Source organism: Bradyrhizobium sp. (assembly GCF_030646015.1).
In the GTDB taxonomy this organism is placed as follows: Bacteria; Pseudomonadota; Alphaproteobacteria; order Rhizobiales; family Xanthobacteraceae; genus Bradyrhizobium.
This window is the reverse complement of the sequence record NZ_JAUSLT010000085.1, coordinates 24,241-41,136: the sequence shown is the minus strand read 5'-3', so window position 1 is coordinate 41,136 and position 16,896 is coordinate 24,241. Positions and strand designations below refer to the sequence as shown.

Annotated in this window: 19 protein-coding genes; 10 read left to right on the top strand and 9 right to left on the bottom strand. The window is 65.2% G+C overall.

All coding sequences use genetic code 11. From position 1 onward, the window contains the following. From Q7T45_RS13000 to Q7T45_RS12990, 3 genes are all read left to right on the top strand, one after another. On the top strand, window positions 1–477 hold a 477-nt coding region (locus Q7T45_RS13000; protein WP_304871312.1), incomplete at its 5' end, for an HAD-IC family P-type ATPase. A gap of 53 nt (window positions 478–530) precedes the next feature. Then, the gene (locus Q7T45_RS12995; RefSeq protein ID WP_304871311.1) at window positions 531–956 is read left to right on the top strand and encodes a YeeE/YedE family protein; all 426 of its coding nucleotides are present in this window, start codon (window positions 531–533) and stop codon (window positions 954–956) included. A gap of 3 nt (window positions 957–959) precedes the next feature. Next, window positions 960–1,415: a YeeE/YedE family protein gene (locus Q7T45_RS12990; protein ID WP_304871310.1), complete on the top strand. Its 456-nt coding sequence runs from the start codon at window positions 960–962 to the stop codon at window positions 1,413–1,415. Window positions 1,416–1,420: 5 nt separating this feature from the next. On the opposite strand, the gene Q7T45_RS12985 is transcribed toward Q7T45_RS12990, so the two are convergent. From Q7T45_RS12985 to Q7T45_RS12975, 3 genes are all read right to left on the bottom strand, one after another. Then, window positions 1,421–4,651 (bottom strand): efflux RND transporter permease subunit, encoded by a 3,231-nt coding sequence (locus Q7T45_RS12985; protein WP_304871309.1) that lies wholly within the window; start codon window positions 4,649–4,651, stop codon window positions 1,421–1,423. After that, on the bottom strand, window positions 4,648–5,637 hold the full coding sequence (locus Q7T45_RS12980) for an efflux RND transporter periplasmic adaptor subunit (RefSeq protein ID WP_304871308.1): 990 nt from the start codon (window positions 5,635–5,637) through the stop codon (window positions 4,648–4,650). The genes Q7T45_RS12985 and Q7T45_RS12980 overlap by 4 nt, the downstream gene beginning before the upstream one ends. A gap of 112 nt (window positions 5,638–5,749) precedes the next feature. Further along, a complete protein-coding gene (locus tag Q7T45_RS12975; protein WP_304871307.1) occupies window positions 5,750–6,061 on the bottom strand; it encodes a helix-turn-helix transcriptional regulator in 312 nt (103 codons plus the stop codon). 128 nt (window positions 6,062–6,189) lie between these two features. Here Q7T45_RS12975 and Q7T45_RS12970 point away from each other — a divergent pair, with 128 nt between their 5' ends. The 3 genes from Q7T45_RS12970 to Q7T45_RS12960 are packed head-to-tail and all read left to right on the top strand — an operon-like array spanning window position 6,190 to window position 8,151. Beyond that, entirely contained in the window at window positions 6,190–7,476 is a 1,287-nt protein-coding gene (locus Q7T45_RS12970; RefSeq protein ID WP_304871306.1) for an NAD(P)/FAD-dependent oxidoreductase, read from the top strand. Continuing rightward, complete coding sequence (trxC, locus tag Q7T45_RS12965; protein WP_304871305.1) at window positions 7,473–7,916, top strand: thioredoxin TrxC; 444 nt, start codon at window positions 7,473–7,475, stop codon at window positions 7,914–7,916. Before Q7T45_RS12970 ends, trxC begins: the two co-directional genes overlap by 4 nt. 31 nt (window positions 7,917–7,947) lie before the next feature. Further along, on the top strand, window positions 7,948–8,151 hold the full coding sequence (locus Q7T45_RS12960; protein ID WP_304871304.1) for a DUF2892 domain-containing protein: 204 nt from the start codon (window positions 7,948–7,950) through the stop codon (window positions 8,149–8,151). A 311-nt stretch (window positions 8,152–8,462) separates the two neighbouring features. Here Q7T45_RS12960 and Q7T45_RS12955 read toward each other — a convergent pair whose 3' ends face one another. Both Q7T45_RS12955 and Q7T45_RS12950 read right to left on the bottom strand, forming a co-directional pair. Then, the gene (locus Q7T45_RS12955) at window positions 8,463–8,738 is read right to left on the bottom strand and encodes a hypothetical protein (RefSeq protein WP_304871303.1); all 276 of its coding nucleotides are present in this window, start codon (window positions 8,736–8,738) and stop codon (window positions 8,463–8,465) included. A gap of 99 nt (window positions 8,739–8,837) precedes the next feature. Then, complete coding sequence (locus Q7T45_RS12950) at window positions 8,838–9,785, bottom strand: hydroxymethylglutaryl-CoA lyase (protein WP_304871302.1); 948 nt, start codon at window positions 9,783–9,785, stop codon at window positions 8,838–8,840. 162 nt (window positions 9,786–9,947) lie between these two features. Between Q7T45_RS12950 and Q7T45_RS12945 the strand changes: the two genes are divergently transcribed. After that, complete coding sequence (locus tag Q7T45_RS12945; protein ID WP_304871301.1) at window positions 9,948–10,700, top strand: sulfate transporter family protein; 753 nt, start codon at window positions 9,948–9,950, stop codon at window positions 10,698–10,700. Between the two features lie 186 nt (window positions 10,701–10,886). Here Q7T45_RS12945 and nth read toward each other — a convergent pair whose 3' ends face one another. Beyond that, on the bottom strand, window positions 10,887–11,702 hold the full coding sequence (gene nth, locus Q7T45_RS12940) for an endonuclease III (RefSeq protein WP_304871315.1): 816 nt from the start codon (window positions 11,700–11,702) through the stop codon (window positions 10,887–10,889). A 22-nt stretch (window positions 11,703–11,724) separates the two neighbouring features. Here nth and Q7T45_RS12935 point away from each other — a divergent pair, with 22 nt between their 5' ends. From Q7T45_RS12935 to gpmI, 3 genes are all read left to right on the top strand, one after another. Beyond that, on the top strand, window positions 11,725–12,237 hold the full coding sequence (locus Q7T45_RS12935; protein WP_304871300.1) for a DUF2244 domain-containing protein: 513 nt from the start codon (window positions 11,725–11,727) through the stop codon (window positions 12,235–12,237). A 69-nt stretch (window positions 12,238–12,306) separates the two neighbouring features. Continuing rightward, window positions 12,307–13,188, top strand: a complete 882-nt coding sequence (locus Q7T45_RS12930; protein ID WP_370691263.1) for a methylated-DNA--[protein]-cysteine S-methyltransferase — start codon at window positions 12,307–12,309, stop codon at window positions 13,186–13,188. 204 nt (window positions 13,189–13,392) lie between these two features. Beyond that, entirely contained in the window at window positions 13,393–14,922 is a 1,530-nt protein-coding gene (gpmI, locus tag Q7T45_RS12925) for a 2,3-bisphosphoglycerate-independent phosphoglycerate mutase (protein WP_304871299.1), read from the top strand. A 52-nt stretch (window positions 14,923–14,974) separates the two neighbouring features. Here the strand turns inward: gpmI and dapB are convergent, their stop codons facing one another. The 3 genes from dapB to pyrF form a co-directional block, all read right to left on the bottom strand. After that, window positions 14,975–15,790, bottom strand: a complete 816-nt coding sequence (gene dapB / locus Q7T45_RS12920) for a 4-hydroxy-tetrahydrodipicolinate reductase (RefSeq protein ID WP_304871298.1) — start codon at window positions 15,788–15,790, stop codon at window positions 14,975–14,977. Window positions 15,791–15,856: 66 nt separating this feature from the next. Continuing rightward, window positions 15,857–16,159: a DUF1330 domain-containing protein gene (locus tag Q7T45_RS12915; RefSeq protein ID WP_304871297.1), complete on the bottom strand. Its 303-nt coding sequence runs from the start codon at window positions 16,157–16,159 to the stop codon at window positions 15,857–15,859. A gap of 24 nt (window positions 16,160–16,183) precedes the next feature. Continuing rightward, the gene (gene pyrF / locus Q7T45_RS12910; RefSeq protein WP_304871296.1) at window positions 16,184–16,894 is read right to left on the bottom strand and encodes an orotidine-5'-phosphate decarboxylase; all 711 of its coding nucleotides are present in this window, start codon (window positions 16,892–16,894) and stop codon (window positions 16,184–16,186) included. Window positions 16,895–16,896: the final 2 nt, after the last annotated feature.

The window sequence follows — 16,896 nt, the reverse complement described above, 5'->3', positions numbered from 1 at the left end:
GAGGTGGTGATGCTGACAGGGGATAACGCCCGTACGGCGGCGGCGATCGCCCGCGCCCTGGAGATCGACCGGGTGATTGCCGACGTGTTGCCCTCCGACAAGGCCCGCGTGATCAAGGAACTGCAGCTGGCGGGCAAGGTGGTCGCGATGGTCGGCGACGGCGTCAACGACGCCCCGGCGCTGGCGACCGCAGACATCGGTATCGCGATCGGGTCGGGCTCGGACGTCGCCAAGGAAACTGGGGGCATCATCCTCGTGCGCAGCGACGTGCGCGACGTGGTGACCGGCATCCGACTCTCGCGGGCGACGATGCGCACGATCAAGCGCAACCTGTTCTGGGCCTTCATCTACAACGCGATCGGCGTGCCGATCGCCGCCTTCGGACTGCTCAATCCGATCATCGCCGCCGCGGCGATGGCGCTTTCTTCGGTCAGCGTGGTCGGCAATGCCTTGCGATTGCGGGTGACGCGTCTGTAAGCTAGCCACGGCACATCAGGAGATTCGATCTCCGCGTTTGGTGGAGCAATGCCATGGCTAATTTCACTCCGTTATCGGCGGCGGTCGGCGGCGCGCTGATCGGTCTTTCCTCGGTCCTGCTGATGCTGCTGACTGGCCGGATCGCCGGCATCAGCGGCATTTTCGGCGGCCTGCTGAATCCCAGAAGCGGCGAGATCGGCTGGCGCATCGCCTTTATCGCCGGGCTCATTCTGGCGCCGCTGCTGGCGGGCCTGATCGGCCATGGGATGCAGCCACCGCAGATGCCGGCGAGCTGGGCCGTTATCGTGGGGGCAGGACTGCTGGTCGGCTTCGGCACCAGGCTTGCCGGCGGCTGCACCTCCGGCCACGGTATTTGCGGTATATCGCGGTTGTCCGCCCGCTCCATCGTCGCCACCGTCATCTTCATGGCCGTGGCCGTCGCGACCGTCGCGCTCACCCATCACGTGTTCGGAGGCTGAGCCATGCCGATCATCGCATCCTTGCTGTGTGGCTTGATATTCGGCGCCGGCCTGCTGATTTCCGGAATGGTGCAGCCGACGAAAGTTCTGGGATTTCTCGATATCTTCGGGGCATGGGACCCAAGCCTTGCCGTGGTCATGATCGCGGCACTCGCGGTGTCCGCTCCGGGATTCATGCTGGCGAAGGGCCGTTCGCGGCCGCTGCTGGCGGTTCGAAGCTTCTGGCCGACCAGGGACGATATCGACCGGCCGCTGGTCATCGGATCCGCCATGTTCGGCGCAGGCTGGGGTCTCGTTGGATTTTGCCCGGGGCCGGCTTTGGAAAGCCTGGCGACGCTATCGCCCGGCGTCATCGTGTTCGTCGCGGCGATGGCCGCGGGCATGGTGCTGCGTGACCTCTGGCAAAAGTCGCGGCCCGCAGCGCCGCGGGATGAAGCGCTGGGCCAACGGCCCAGCTAGCCTCTTCACTGTCCTGCGGTTTCGCCGGATGCCGCCTGCGGCTTGGTGTCCCGCAGCGCGATGTAGATGGCGGGAATCACGAGCACCGTGAGCAGCGTCGACGAAGCCAGCCCGAACAGCAGCGAAATCGCCAGCCCCTGGAAGATCGGATCGAGCAGGATCGTCGCGGCGCCAATCATGGCGGCCAGCGCGGTGAGCAGGATTGGTTTGAAGCGCACGGCGCCGGCTTCCAGCACGATTTCGCGCATCGACCTGCCCTCGCCGCCGCTGTGGCGGATGAAGTCGACCAGCAGGATCGAGTTGCGAACGATGATGCCGGCCAGCGCGATGAACCCGATCATGGACGTCGCGGTGAACGGCGCGCCCAGCAGCCAGTGGCCGATCAGGATGCCGATCAGCGTCAGCGGAATCGGCGTCAGGATCACCAGCGGCAGGCGGAAGCTGCGGAACTGGGCCACGACCAGCACATAGATCCCGAGGATGGCGGCGCCGAACGCCGCGCCCATGTCGCGGAAGGTGACATAGGTGATCTCCCATTCGCCGTCCCACAGCAGCGTCGGACGGGACTCGTCGGACGGCTGGCCATGCAGGCCGATGATGGGCTTCTGCAGCTTGCCCCAATCATGCGCGTCGATGCGGTCGGCGACCGCCAGCATGCCGTAGAGCGGCGCCTCGAAGCGGCCCGCCAGCTCGGCCATCACCATGTCGGCGAACCGGCCGTCGCGGCGGAAAATTTGCGGCGAGCCTTCCTCCATGGTTGCCTTCACCAGCTGGCCGAGTTCGACCACGGTCTTGCTGCCGGGCAGCGTGTTGGCCGGCACCGGCGTGGAGGCCAGCGCTTCGGTCCAGGCAAGGTCGCGTTTCGGCAGCCGGACCGCGATCTCGATCGGATTGCGGTCTTCACCGCGGTGCGAATAGCCCACCGACACGCCGCCGAACAGCGTCTGGATGGTATCGTAGACGTCGCGCTGCTCGACACCGAAGAATTCGAGCCGGTCCTGGTCGATCGAAAGCCGCAGCCGCGGCCGCTTCTGCCCGATCGAATCGTCGATATCGACGATGAACGGCACTTCGGCGAAGATTTTCTTCAGCTCGCCGGTCACCGCCCGGCGGGTTGCAGCATCCGGCCCGTAGATCTCGGCCAGCAGCGTCGCCAGCACCGGCGGTCCCGGCGGCACTTCGACCACCTTGATGCTGGTGCCGGCGGGAACGCTGACGGCCTTCAGGCGCTGCCGCAGGTCGAGCGCGATATCATGGCTCGCGCGTTTGCGATCGGAGCGCGCGGCAAGATTGACCTGCAGTTCACCCAGTTCCGGCCGCTCGCGCAGATAATAGTGCCGCACCAGCCCGTTGAAGTTGAACGGCGCCGGCGTGCCGGCATAGGACTGCACTGACGTGATCTCGGGCAGGCCGCGGGCGATGTCGGCGGCGGCAAACAGGGTCCGCTCGGTGTCTTCGAGACTCGCCCCTTCGGGGAGATCGACGACGACAGCGATCTCGGACTTGTTGTCGAACGGCAGCAGCTTGACCGTCACCGACTTGGTGGCAAACAGGGTCATCGACAGCAGGGTCGCGACCCCGACGCCGATCAAAAATATCCAGGCCGAACGCTTGCTCGCGACAACAGGGGTTGCGAAGCGGCGATAAATGCGTCCGAGCGCGCCCTCGTCATGCGCGGCATGCGCCGCGCCGACGGCGCCCTCTTTCGGCGCCAGCCGCAGCATCAGCCAGGGCGCCACCACCATCGCCACGAAGAACGAGAACAGCATCGCGGCGGACGCATTGGCCGGAATCGGCGCCATATACGGGCCCATCAGCCCCGACACGAACAGCATCGGCAGCAGCGCGGCAACCACGGTCAGGGTCGCCACCACGGTCGGATTGCCGACCTCGGCGACGGCCTCGATGGTGGCCTGCAGCCGTGGCCGCCCGTCCCGCATCGCCCAGTGGCGGGCGATGTTCTCGACCACCACGATGGCGTCGTCGACCAGGATGCCGATCGAGAAAATCAAGGCGAACAGGCTGACGCGGTTGATGGTGTAGCCCATCAGATTGGCGGCAAACATCGTCAGCAGGATGGTGGTCGGAATCACCACCAGCGTGACCAGCGCCTCGCGCCAACCGATCGCGATCGCGATCAGGATGACGATCGAGATGGTCGCGAGACCAAGATGAAACAGCAGTTCGTTGGCCTTTTCGTTCGCGGTCTCGCCATAGTCCCGGGTGACCGTGACGACGACATCGTCGGGGATCAGGCGCGATTTCAGCCCCTCGAGCCGGTGCGTGATTTCCTCGGAAACCACCACCGCGTTGGCGCCGGCGCGCTTGGCCAGCGCCAAGCTCACCGCGGGCACACGTTCCCACTTGCCCTTGCCGTCGCGCGCGTCGTTCCAGACGCGATGCTCGGTCGCATTGGGCCCGATGACGACGCTGGCGACGTCCTTGACGTAGACCGGGCGTCCGTCCCGCGTTGAAATCAGCAACAGCCCGATGTCGGGAATGCCGGCCAGGGTCTGGCCCGCCGAGACGCTGCGGACCGTGCCGGCGTCGCGGACCTGTCCGGCCAGGAACGAGCGGTTGGCGTCCTTCACCTTGGCGACGAGTTGCTGCAGCGTGACGCCGAACAGCGACAGTTTCTCCGGATCGGGCTCGACCCGGATTTGCTGGGCGCCGCCGCCGGAAATGTAGGTCAGGCCGATGCTGTCGACCTTCATCAATTCCGAGCGCAGCTTGTCGGCGAGTTCGTAAAGGTCCTTGTCGGTCCACCGGTCGGCGGCCTCCGGCTTCGGCGCAAGCGTCAGCACGGTCACGGCGACGTCGTTGATGCCGCGGCCGACGATCAGGGGCTCGGGGATGCCGACCGGGATGCGGTCGAGATTGGCGCGGATTTTCTCGTGAACGCGCAGGATGGCGTCCTCGGACTTGGTTCCGACCAGAAAGCGCGCGGTGACCAGGACGCGGTCGTCCTCGGTCTGGCTGTAGACGTGCTCGACGCCGTCGATGCCCTTGACGATCGATTCGAGCGGCTTGGTGACCAGTTCGACCGCATCCGGGCCGCGCAGTCCGTCCGCATTGACGCGGATGTCGACCATGGGGACGCTGATCTGCGGCTCTTCCTCGCGCGGAATCACGACCACGGCGATCAGGCCGACGACCAGCGACGCCAGCAGGAACAGCGGCGTCAGCGGCGAACCGATGGTGGCGCGGGTCAGGCGGCCTGAAAGTCCTAGATTCACGGCTGCACCAGCTGGTCGCCGGGGCGAATGCCGGACAGGATTTCAAGACCATTGGGCAGCTCGGGGCTGGCCAGTTGGCGTCCGCGCTGCACCGGCGCGCTGATGGTGCGATCGCCCTGGCGTAGGCTGACGTAATCGATGCCATAGCGCGTGGTGACGTAGTTCGCAGGAATCACGAACGCCTTGCGCTCGCCGCCGGAAATCCAGACCCGCAGCCGGTCGCCGACGAAATACTCCCCGAGATTTTCCACGGTGGCGTCGGCGATCACGCGGCCGTCCTCGATCTGCGGATAGACCAGATCGATCACCCCTGATTTAGGGCTCTGGTCGCCGAATTCGGCGCCGTCGACCCTGATCCTGTCGCCGGCCTTCAGGAAGCGGGCGTGCCGCTCCGGCACCCGCAGCCTCAATTTGAAATTCTGCTGCGCAATCATCGCCACCGGATCGCCCGGCAATACCACGGAGCCCACGGCGACCTGCTTCTTCAGCACCCGGCCGGCGGCGGGCGCCAGCACCTGACCCTCGTTGAACTGCTGCTGCACCACCGCGCGCTCGGCGGTCTTCGCCCGCAGGCCGTTATCCGCCACATTGAGCGCGGTGCGCGCCTCGTCGAGCCTGATCCGCGGTAGCGTGCCACGCTCCACCAGTCCCTCGATCCGGGTAAAATCGATCTGCGCCTGGCTCGCCTGCGCCTGCAGGGCGTCGATCTGCGCATCCAGCGATTTCATCTGCAGCGCAAGCTTGTCGTCGCCGATCGTTGCGATCGCCTGGCCGCGCGTCACCGGATCGCCTTCGCGGACGTTGAGTTGAACGATGGTGCCGCCGATCCGCCCGCGGGCCGGAACCACGCTGATGCTCTCGACGGTGGCGAACACCGCCTTCTCGTCCGCGACCGGCCGCAGGGCGACAACATGGGTTTCCCCGGCGACGGCATTGGCGGCGAATGCCGCCGCGGCCAGAATGCTAAATGCAATCAGTCTAGGCATCGTCCGCTCGCATCTCATGGCAATCGCCTTTCCGCGCAGTTGCGGTTGTTGGCATCTCATTGAATTCCACCGTGACGACGTTGACCTGCCTCAAGGCGACGCCGGCGCGCGCCTATAGTCTGGCTTTCGCCTTCCGGGCTTTCGGAGGCGCGCAATAGACCTGATAGAGCGTCTTCAGGATCTCGCGCGCGGGGTCGCTGGCGATCGAATAGTAGATCGTCTGGGCGTCGCGCCGCGACGCCACCAGGCCGTCCTTGCGGAGCAGCGCGAGATGCTGGGACACCGTGGAATCGCGCAGACTCAGGAACTCCGCGAGATCGCCCACCGAGCGCTCGCCGTCGATCAGCTGGCAGATCATCAGCAGCCGATGCCGGTTGGACAGCGCCTTCAACAGGTCGCTGGCCTGATCGGCGGCGGATTCCATGATCGCACTATCTATTTTCATACTTGCGTATATACGAGAGTTCGAATATATAGTCAAGCGACGCGGCCAACGGACCGGACAAAACCGGCGCAGCCGTCCACAGGGGAATGCAGCCAACGGAGACGATCATGTCGGAAGTTGTCGTTATCGGAGCCGGCCTCAGCGGAACGCTGATGGCCTATGAACTGTTGCCGCAGCTGGGGAAGGACGACCGCCTGACCGTGGTTTCCCAGGGGCCGGTCTATCACTTCGTCCCTTCCAATCCCTGGGTCGCGATCGGCTGGCGCAAGCGCGCCGACATCGAGATCGACCTCGTCGACATCATGAAGCGCAAGGGCGTGCGGCTCCTGACGCAGGGCGCGCAGCGCGTGCATCCCACGGAAAACCGGATCGAGCTCTCGGACGGCGTTTCGATCGATTACGATTACCTGGTGGTGGCCACCGGGCCGGAGCTGGCATTCGACGAGATTCCCGGGCTCGGGCCGGACGGCCACACCCAGTCGATCTGCCATGTCGACCACGCTACCCACGCCAAGGACGCCTTCGAGAAGCTCGCGGCAAACCCGGGGCCGGTGGTGATCGGCGCCGTGCAGGGCGCCTCCTGCTTCGGTCCGGCCTACGAATTCCTGTTCATCCTGGAAACCGAGCTGCGCCGCCGCAAGCTGCGCGATCGCGTGCCGATGACCTTCGTCACCTCGGAGCCCTATGTCGGCCATCTCGGCCTCGACGGAGTCGGCGACACCAAGGGCCTGCTCGAAAGTGAAATGCGCGAGAAGCACGTCAAATGGATCACCAACGCCCGGGTGAAGGGCGTCGAGCAAGGCAAGATGACCGTCGAAGAAGTCGCCGACGACGGTTCGGTCCGCAAGACCCACGAACTGCCGTTTTCCTATTCGATGATGCTGCCGGCGTTCCGCGGCGTCGGCGCCGTCAGGGGCATCGAGAAGCTGACCAATCCCCGCGGCTTTGTCATCGTCGACAAGCATCAGCGCAATCCGGCGTTTCCGAACGTCTTCGCGATCGGCGTCTGCGTGGCGATCGCGCCGGTCGGCGCCACCCCGGTCCCCGTCGGCGTGCCGAAAACCGGCTTCATGATCGAATCGATGGTCACCGCCACGGCGATGAATATCGGCGCGCTGCTGAAGGGCAAGGAGCCGGTAGCGCAACCGACCTGGAATGCGATCTGCCTCGCCGATTTCGGCGACACCGGCGTCGCCTTCCTGGCGCAGCCGCAAATTCCTCCGCGCAACGTCAACTGGTCGGCCAAGGGAGAATGGGTCCATCTCGCCAAGGTCGCGTTCGAGAAATACTTCCTGCGCAAGATCCGGCGCGGCGAGAGCGAGCCGTTCTACGAGCGCTTCCTGCTCGACAAGCTGAACATCGCCAAGATCAAGGAGGTCAAGACCGGAACATGAGTGCAAGTCACCAGGTCGTCTGCGGGCATTGCGGCAAGATCAACCGGCTACCGGCCGAACGGACCGCGACGAATGCCCGCTGCGGATCCTGTCATCAGCCGATCTTCAGCGGCCATCCCGTCGAAGTGGACGAGCAGGCGTTCGACCGCCACCTCGCGCACAACGAGATTCCCGTGCTGGTCGATGTCTGGGCGCCCTGGTGCGGTCCCTGCCGTTCGATGGCGCCGATGTTCGAACGCGCGGCGCAGCAGCTCGAACCCGCAGTGCGGCTGTTGAAACTGAACTCGGACAAGGCGCCCGCGGTGTCCTCTCGCCTCGGCATCAGCGGCATCCCGACCCTGCTGCTGATGCGCAATGGCCGGGAGATTGCGCGAACCTCGGGCGCGATGGACACCAGGAACATCGTGGCATGGACGACGGCCGGGCTTGCCCGGCCCTGATCACTTCAAACTCAATCAAAGGAAATACGTCATGAATATCGATAAGGCAGTGCTCGCTTTCGCCGGATGCATGGTGCTTCTCAGCCTCGCGCTGGGCTGGCTCGTCAGTCCCTACTGGTTCCTGCTGACGGCCTTCGCCGGGCTCAACATGCTGCAGGCAGCGTTCACCGGCTTCTGCCCGGCGGCGATGATCTTCAAGAAGCTCGGCCTGCGCGGCGGCAACGCGTTTTCGTAACGGCCGTTGCCTTGCCCTGACCGGATCAAAACCTCCCGGCCAATGTCAGGCGAACCGCCAGCGGTTCGGCGGGATGGACATGCCGGTCGGCGACACCGTCGACCGGCTCGCCCGGCAATCGCGAAGTGTAAAAATATTCGATCTGGCTGGTTAGCCGGCCCGGGCGTTGAAGATCAGCGAACTAGATCCCGACCGCGCCCGACAAGAAGCTCGCCGCGCGCAAGGCTGCGCATCGGCACGATTGAAACTCCGAACTCTGGGAGTCAGAGCGCCAACACGCGCTCCGTCGTCACCTCGTCGCAGGGCTCGAGCTATTTCGGCATTTCCATACCCTTGTGCGGGTCGTCCGCCTTCATGCCGCCCATACTGGCCATGTTCTTGCAGCACGGGCACATGCCCATGCCGCTCGACTGCTGTTGCGATTGAGCCTGCGGAGCGATCGGCCAATCCGACATCTGCTTGGAAACGCCGGACGCACCGCACATGCCGCCAGAGCTTGCCTGCTGCCCGCCACCGCCGCACATGGCGGATGCCGGGGACAAGCCGAACAGAAGGGCGATGGCCGTCGAGGCGAACAGGGCGCGCATGGGGAATCCTCCAATTGACCGGCTAAGCGTAATCGCTATCAGGAAAAATCGGCAATCACGTTCCGGTTAGCGCCGTAAGGCCGCCTGCGAGAAGCAAGATCACGCCGCCCTGGCCGCCGACCCGCCCGGCAACCCGGCCCGCGCGAGTCCGCCATAGAGCGTCTCGCCGGGCATCTCCGAGCGCAAAATCCCGCGCACCGCGATCAGTCTTTCGATATCGATGCCCGTGGCAAATCCCTTGCTCTCGCAGAGAAACGCCAGGTCCTCGAACACCACATTGCCGGTGGCGCCGGGCGCGAACGGGCAGCCGCCGAGGCCGCCGAGCGAGCCGTCGAGAATGCGCGCGCCGGCATCGAGGGCTGCCGACGCATTGGCAATGCCCATGCCTCTTGTGTCGTGCAGGTGAACGCAGACCGGTTTTGTGCCGGATAGTTTCACCGCGGCTTTGGTCAATTCGCCGACCTGTTTCGGGCCGGCATAACCGACAGTGTCGGCGATGGCGACGAAGTCGACGCCGGCCTCCAGGCATTTTTCGACCAGCTTCAGGACTTCCTTTGGGTCGACCGGACCGGTGATCGAACATCCCAGCGCCATCGAGATCGCGGCATTGACCAGCGGCTTGTGCGCGCTGGCGTCGCGCAGCTCGCACATCCGCCTGACGTTGGCGATGGCGGATTCGCGGCTGCGGTTGGCGTTGGCCTGGCTGTGTTCTTCGGTGGCCGAGACCACCGTGGCGATTTCGGCGACGCCGGAAGCCAGCGCTTCGTTGACGCCGCGTTCGTTCAGCGCCAGCGCCACGCCATGCGCGCCCGGCAATGACGCGATGGTCGCGATGATGTCGCGGACGTCGACGAATTGCGGAAATGTGCTGGCGGGCAGGAACGAGCCGACCTCGAAATGCCGCACGCCGGCGCCGTATTCGTCACGGATCCAGCGCTGTTTTGCGGAGGTCGAGGGAAACGTCTTCACGAGTTGCAGGCCGTCGCGCAGACCCGTTTCGCGCAGGCTGACACGGTCTTGCGGATAAACGTCTTGGATGCGGGTCATGCGAGCCTCACAGCGGGTTTGGCGGGTGGAGAAACTTACAGTATTCACCCTCTCTGACCCCAGGTCCATCGCGGTTCAGGCCCGTTTTTGCCGGCCCTTGCCGAACTGGCCTTGCATGTCTACGTCTCGCGAGGGCACCTTCGGAAAGAGGACTTAACCACCATGCTGGACGCCGCCGTCAAGGCGCTATCGCAAATCCTGTCGCCGCCGATGCGCTCGATCCTGTGGCGCTCGATCGGGCTGGCGCTGATATTGATCACGGCGCTGGCGTACGGCCTGCAGCGACTGTTGAGCTGGTTTGCCACCTCGGGCGAAATCTGGCTCGATGGCGTGCTCGGGCCCAGCTTCGAGACCTCGATCAATGTGCTGGCCTGGATCGTTTCGATCATCGCCGGTCTCGGCGTCGTGTTCGGCGCGGTGTTCCTGATGCCCGTGATCACCTCGCTGGTGGCCAGCGTGTTCGTCGACGAGGTCGCCGACCATGTCGAACTCGAGCACTATCCGGCGGAGCGCCCCGGCACTGCGCTGCCGTTCGGCCTCGCCATGACCGAAGGCGTCAAGACCGCGCTGTTGACGCTGCTGGTCTATTTGATCGCGCTGCCCTTCGTGTTGATCGCCGGCGCCGGCTTCATCGTGTTCTTCATCGCCACTGCATGGCTGTTGGGCCGGGAATATTTCGAACTGGCGGCGATGCGGTTTCGCAGCCCGGCGGAAGCCAAGGCGATGCGCAAGGCGAATGCGGCCACCGTCTTCACCGCGGGCCTGTTCATCGCGGCGTTCGTGTCGATCCCGATCGTCAACCTGGCGACGCCGCTGTTCGGCATGGCCTTCATGGTCCACATGCACAAGCGCCTCAGCGGCCCCCGGCCGGAGCTGATCGAGCCGGCGCGGAAGACACGGGTGCCGGTGGCGTAAAGCAAAGATCCGTCGTCTGGCGCGATGCTCTCACTCCCCTCCCCCCACGCGCTCTTGCGCGTGGCGGGGAGGGGTCGGGGGTGGGGGGCGTCTCAGCAAATTCGCTAACAGTTGTGTACGCTGAAACACCCCCCACCCCCACCCCCGACCCCTCCCCACCGCTTCGCGGGAGGAGGGGAGAAAAACCTACACCGTCTTTTCCGGCCACCGGCACAGATCATTGATGATGCACACATCGCAGCGCGGCTTGCGCGCGAGGCAGATGTAGCGGCCGTGCAGGATCAGCCAGTGGTGGCCGTGCAGCATGAACTCCGGCGGGATCACCTTCACGAGGCCGAGCTCGACTTCGAGCGGGTTGTTGCCGGGCGCCAAGCCCGTGCGGTTGCCGATGCGGAACACGTGGGTGTCGACCGCCATGGTGTGTTCGCCATAGGCCATGTTGAGCACGACGTTGGCGGTCTTGCGGCCGGCGCCGGGCAGCGTTTCGATCTCGGCGCGGGTGCGCGGCACCTCGCCGCCGAATTCGGCGATCAGCTTTTGCGACAGCGCGATGACGTTCTTCGCCTTGTTGCGATAGAGCCCGATGGTCTTGACGTAGTCGCGCACCTTATCCTCGCCGAGCGCGAGCATTTTTTCCGGCGTGTCGGCCACCGCGAACAGCGCGCGCGTCGCCTTGTTGACGCCGGCGTCGGTCGCCTGCGCCGACAGCACCACCGCGACCAGCAGGGTGTAGGCGTTGAGGTGTTCGAGCTCGCCCTTCGGCTCGGGATTGGCGTTGCGGAAGCGGCTGAACGCCTCGTACACCTCGGCGGCAGTCCAGGGTTTTGTCTTCAAGGATTTTGTCTTGGAAGGTTTTGTCTTCAAAGGTTTTGGCTTGGAAGGCTTTATCCCGGCCGGCTTCTTCGCGGCGCGCGCGGGCGCCGGTTTGGCTGCCGCTTTCTTGATCGGTTTTGCCGCCGGGGGTCTGGATTTGGCCGGAAGGACGCGGGTGATTTTCGCCATGATCGGGGTATACTGATCCACGATGACCGCAGGCAACGATTATGATCCGCAGCCGGAATTGTTTTCAGCGCTGCTGACGCCGCACCGCTCGCTGAACCGCACCGGCTTCATCGTGCTGATGGTGTTTCTCAGCGTGGTCAGTTTTGCCACCGGCCTGGCATTCCTGCTGATGGGCGCGTGGCCAGTGTTCGGCTTTTTCGGCCTCGATATCCTGGTGATCTGGTGGGCGTTCCGGATCAATTTCCGCCGCGCCGCCGCCACCGAGGAGATCCGGATCACACCGTCGGAACTGCGGGTGCGCCGGGTCAGCCACCGCGGCCACGTGGTCGAATGGGTGCTCAATCCGCTGTGGGTGCAGCTCGACCAGCAGACCCATGCCGAATTCGGCATCGAAAAGCTTTATCTGGTCTCGCGCGGGCGCCGCGTCTCCATCGCAAGCTTTCTGGGACCCGACGAAAAAGCCAGCTTTGCCAAGGCTTTATTGGCAGCGTTGCAGGCTGCCAAGCGCGGCCCGACCTATAATCCGATCTCATGAACACTGATCGGGAATCGGGTGGTTTGCGCCGCTGGCGCGGCCTACATCAGAACCATGATGAACCTCGCCATGAATGAGCACCGCCTCACCAAACCGGGACCCCAGAGCGCAGCGCTGCGCGACTATGATTCGGTGCGCCGCGCCATCGCCTTCATCTCGGAGCAATGGCGGGCGCAGCCGACTATCGAAGCGATGGCGGACGCCGCCTCCGTGACGCCGGATGAGTTGCACCATCTGTTCCGCCGCTGGGCAGGCCTGACGCCAAAAGCCTTCATGCAGGCGCTGACGCTCGACCACGCCAAGGGCCTGCTGCGCGATTCCGCCAGCGTGCTCGACGCAGCCCTCGACTCTGGTCTTTCAGGCCCGGGACGGCTGCACGACCTGTTCGTCACCCATGAGGCGATGTCGCCGGGCGAATGGAAGAACGGCGGCGCCGGCATGACGCTGCGTTACGGCTTCCATCCCTCGCCGTTCGGCACCGCCATCGTGATCGCCAGCGGCCGCGGCCTTGCGGGCCTTGCCTTCGCCGATCCAGGCGAGGAGCCGGCAGCACTCGCCGACATGCAGCGGCGCTGGCCGCGCGCGACCTATGTCGAGGACCGCGCCGGCACCGCCGACCTGGCGCAGCGCGTGTTCGACAAGAAAATGTGGCGCGCCGACCAGCCGCTGCGCGTGGTGCTGATCGGCACCGATTTCGAGGTTCGCGTTTGGGAAACGCTGCTGAAAATCCCGATGGGCCGCGCGGTCTGCTACTCCGACATCGCGACCAACATCGAGAAGCCGAAGGCGTCGCGCGCGGTCGGCGCCGCGGTCGGCAGGAACCCGATCTCGTTCGTAGTGCCGTGCCACCGCGCGCTCGGCAAGAGCGGCGCGCTGACCGGCTATCACTGGGGCATCACCCGCAAGCAGGCGATGCTGGGCTGGGAAGCCGGGCAGGTCGGGGTGCATTAGAGCCGGCGGTTCCGTAGGTCGTAGGGTGGGCAAAGGCGCCCTTGCGCCGTGCCCACCATCTATCCCGATCATGGACTTGAATGGTGGGCACGGCGCGAAGAGCGCGCCTCTGCCCACCCTACGAATCTGCCGGCTTTCGGCGATTGACGGCCGCAAACCGATCGCTCACAACCACCTTGGTAAGCAGCCATAAAAGGTGGATCCATGCAAAAACGTCGTCCTGTCATGCTGGCCATATTGGATGGCTGGGGCTGGCGCGAAGATCCGGCGGACAATGCCGTTCTTCAGGCCGACACACCTAATTTCGATCGGCTGTGGAGCACCGGGCCGCACGCCTTCCTGAACACGTCGGGTTTAGATGTCGGCCTTCCCGGCGGTCAGATGGGTAATTCCGAGGTCGGACACTTCAACATCGGCGCAGGCCGCGTGGTGATGCAGGATCTGCCGCGGATCAACGACGCGATTGCCTCCGGCAGCATCAAATCCGCCGAAGCGTTCCGCAGCCTGATCCAGGCGCTGAAAGCGAGCGGCGGCACCTGCCATCTGATCGGCCTGGTTTCCCCGGGCGGGGTGCATTCGCATCAGGACCAGGCGGCGGCGCTGGCCGGCATTCTCGCCGAGAGCGGCGTGCCCGCGGTGGTACACGCCCTCACCGATGGACGCGATACGCCGCCGAAATCGGCGGCCGATGATTTGAAGCGGCTGCAGGCCGCACTGCCGCCGGCGGTGCCGGTGGCCACCGTGATCGGGCGATACTACGCGATGGACCGCGACAATCGCTGGGAACGCGTCGCCAAAGCCTATCATGCCATCGTCGAGGCCGAGGCCCCGCGATTTCCCGACGCCCAGTCGGCGATATCAGACGCCTATGCGCACGAACACACCGACGAATTCGTCGAACCCTCCGTGATCGGCGGCTACGCCGGCATCAAGGACGGCGACGGCGTGCTCTGCTTCAACTTTCGCGCCGATCGCGTGCGCGAGATTCTCGGCGCCATGCTCGATCCGGCGTTTGCCGGTTTCCCGCGCAAGCGCGCCGTCCGCTTCGCCGCCGCGGTTGGCATGACGCAATACAGCGAGCATCTGGACCAGCTGATGCAGACGATATTTCCGCCGCAGACCTATCCGAACATCCTGGGAGAGGTCACGGCTGCCGCGAACCGCACGCAGTTGCGCATGGCGGAAACCGAGAAATATCCCCACGTCACTTACTTTCTCAACGGCGGACGGGAAGAGCCTTTCGCCGGTGAGGATCGCATCATGGTGCCGTCGCCCAAGGTCGCGACCTACGACCTGCAGCCGGAAATGTCGGCGCCCGAATTGACGGCGAAAGCGGTGGAGGCAATCCGGTCCGGCAAGTACGACCTGATCGTCCTGAACTATGCCAATCCGGACATGGTGGGCCACTCCGGAAACCTCGCGGCCGCGATCAAGGCGGTGGAAACGGTGGACCGCGGGCTCGGCCAAATCGTGGACGCGATCGAAAAATCCGGCGGCGCGCGGCTGGTGACGGCCGACCACGGCAACTGCGAAATGATGCGCGATCCCGTCACCGGCGGTCCGCATACGGCTCACACCACCAATCCGGTGCCGGTCTTGCTGTTCGGCGGCGGCGACGTCTCATTGTCCGATGGCCGGCTGGCGGATCTCGCGCCGACGCTGCTCGACCTGATGGAATTGCCGCAGCCTGCCGAGATGACCGGCAAATCGTTGCGGCAGCCGAAGACGCGTTAGTTCGCTTTCTTCTCCCCTCCTCCCGCGAAGCGGTGGGGAGGGGAGAAGAGCATCAGAAATCGCCGAGCCCGAGCACGTCGGCCATCGAATACAGGCCGGGCTTCTGCTGGCGCGCCCAAAGTGCTGCCTTGATGGCGCCCTGCGCGAACATCATCCGGTCCTCGGCGTGATGCGACAGCGTGATGCGTTCCATGGCGCCGGCGAAGATCACGCTGTGATCGCCGGTGACAGTGCCGCCGCGCAGCGACGCAAATCCGATATCGCCCGGCCGCCGCGCGCCGGTGATGCCGTCGCGGCCGCGCGCCGAATGGCTGTCGAGGTCGACGCCGCGGCCGGCGGCGGCGGCCTCGCCGAGCATCAGCGCTGTGCCCGAGGGCGCGTCGATCTTGGCGCGGTGATGCATTTCGAGGATTTCGATATCGAAACCCTGGTCGAGCGACTGCGCCACCCGCTTGACCAGCGCGGCCAGCAAATTGACGCCGAGGCTCATATTGCCCGACTTAACGACAATGGCGCGCCCGGTGACGCTCTTGATCACGGCGTCGTCGGACGACGACAGACCCGTGGTGCCGATGATGTGGACCAGGCCGCGCTCGGCGGCGATCGCGACGTTGGCGATGGTGGCGGCGGGCACGGTGAAATCGACGATGCCGTCGGCATTGGCCGACAGCGACCACAAATCGCCCGAGAGTTTCACGCCATTTTCGGGCAGGCCGGCGAGCACGCCGGCATCCTTGCCCAGTAGCGCGGAACCCGGAGCTTCCAGCGCGCCCGTGAGCACGGCGCCCGGCGTTTCCGAGATGACGCGCGTCAGCGCGCGGCCCATCCGGCCGCCAGCCCCCGCAACGATCAAACGCATGTCGGCCATGGCGCTACCTCTCTCCGCCCCTATAGCGGGCGCAGGCTTTCCGGGCAACCGATCCGGCCTGATGGATCAGGGCTGCGGGCCGTCATAGCCTTCGATGACGATCAGTTCGGCAATCGAATGCGGCTGCCGCAGCTTGATGTTTGCCTGGTATTCCGGCGAGCGGTAGCAGGCCAGCGCCGTCTCGTAATCGGCGAATTCGATCACGACGTTGCGCGAGCGGCTTGCGCCCTCCACGCCCTCGAACTTGCCGCCGCGCACGACATAGCGCCCGCCGAATTTCTTGAAGATGGCCGGGTTGGCGGCGGCGTAGGCCTTGTAGCCTTCGTCGCTGTGAACGTCGACGCGACCGATCCAGTAGCCCTTTGCCATTTGCATTCTCCCTTTTGTTGTTGTTCAGCCCAGCGCCTGCTTGATCTCGGCCTGGATGGCCTCCGCCGCTTCCCTGGGGTCGGCGGCTTCCATCACGGGACGTCCGACCACCAGATAATCCGCGCCGGCGGCAATGGCGCGCGCCGGCGTCATGATGCGCTTCTGGTCGCCGACAGCCGCACCCGCGGGCCGGATGCCGGGGGTGACCAGGTTCATCTGGTGACCCACCACCTTGCGCAGATGCGCGGCTTCCTCCGGCGAACAGACCAGGCCATCGACGCCGAGCACCTGGGCCTGCTGGGCGCGGGCCTCGACCAGATCGGACACGCCGAGCCGAAAGCCCGCGGCGTGAAGGTCGCCGTCGTCATAGGAGGTCAGCACGGTGACCGCGAGAATTTTCAGGTCAGTGCCGGCGCGCGCCTCGACCGCGGCCTTCATGGTCTGCGGATAGGCGTGCACGGTCAGGAACGTCGCGCCCAGCTTGGCGATGCTCTCGACGCCGCGCGCCACGGTATTGCCGATATCGTGCAGCTTGAGATCGATGAACACCTTCTTGCCCTGGTCCGCGAGCTGGCGGACCAGCGGCAGTCCCCCCGCATAGGCGAGCTGATAGCCGATCTTGTAGAACGTCACGCTGTCGCCGAGCCGGGCAATCATCGCCTCCGCGGCGGGGACGCCGGGCAGATCGAGCGCAACAATCAGGCGGTCGCGGGGAGCGATCTTGGAAGGTTGCATGT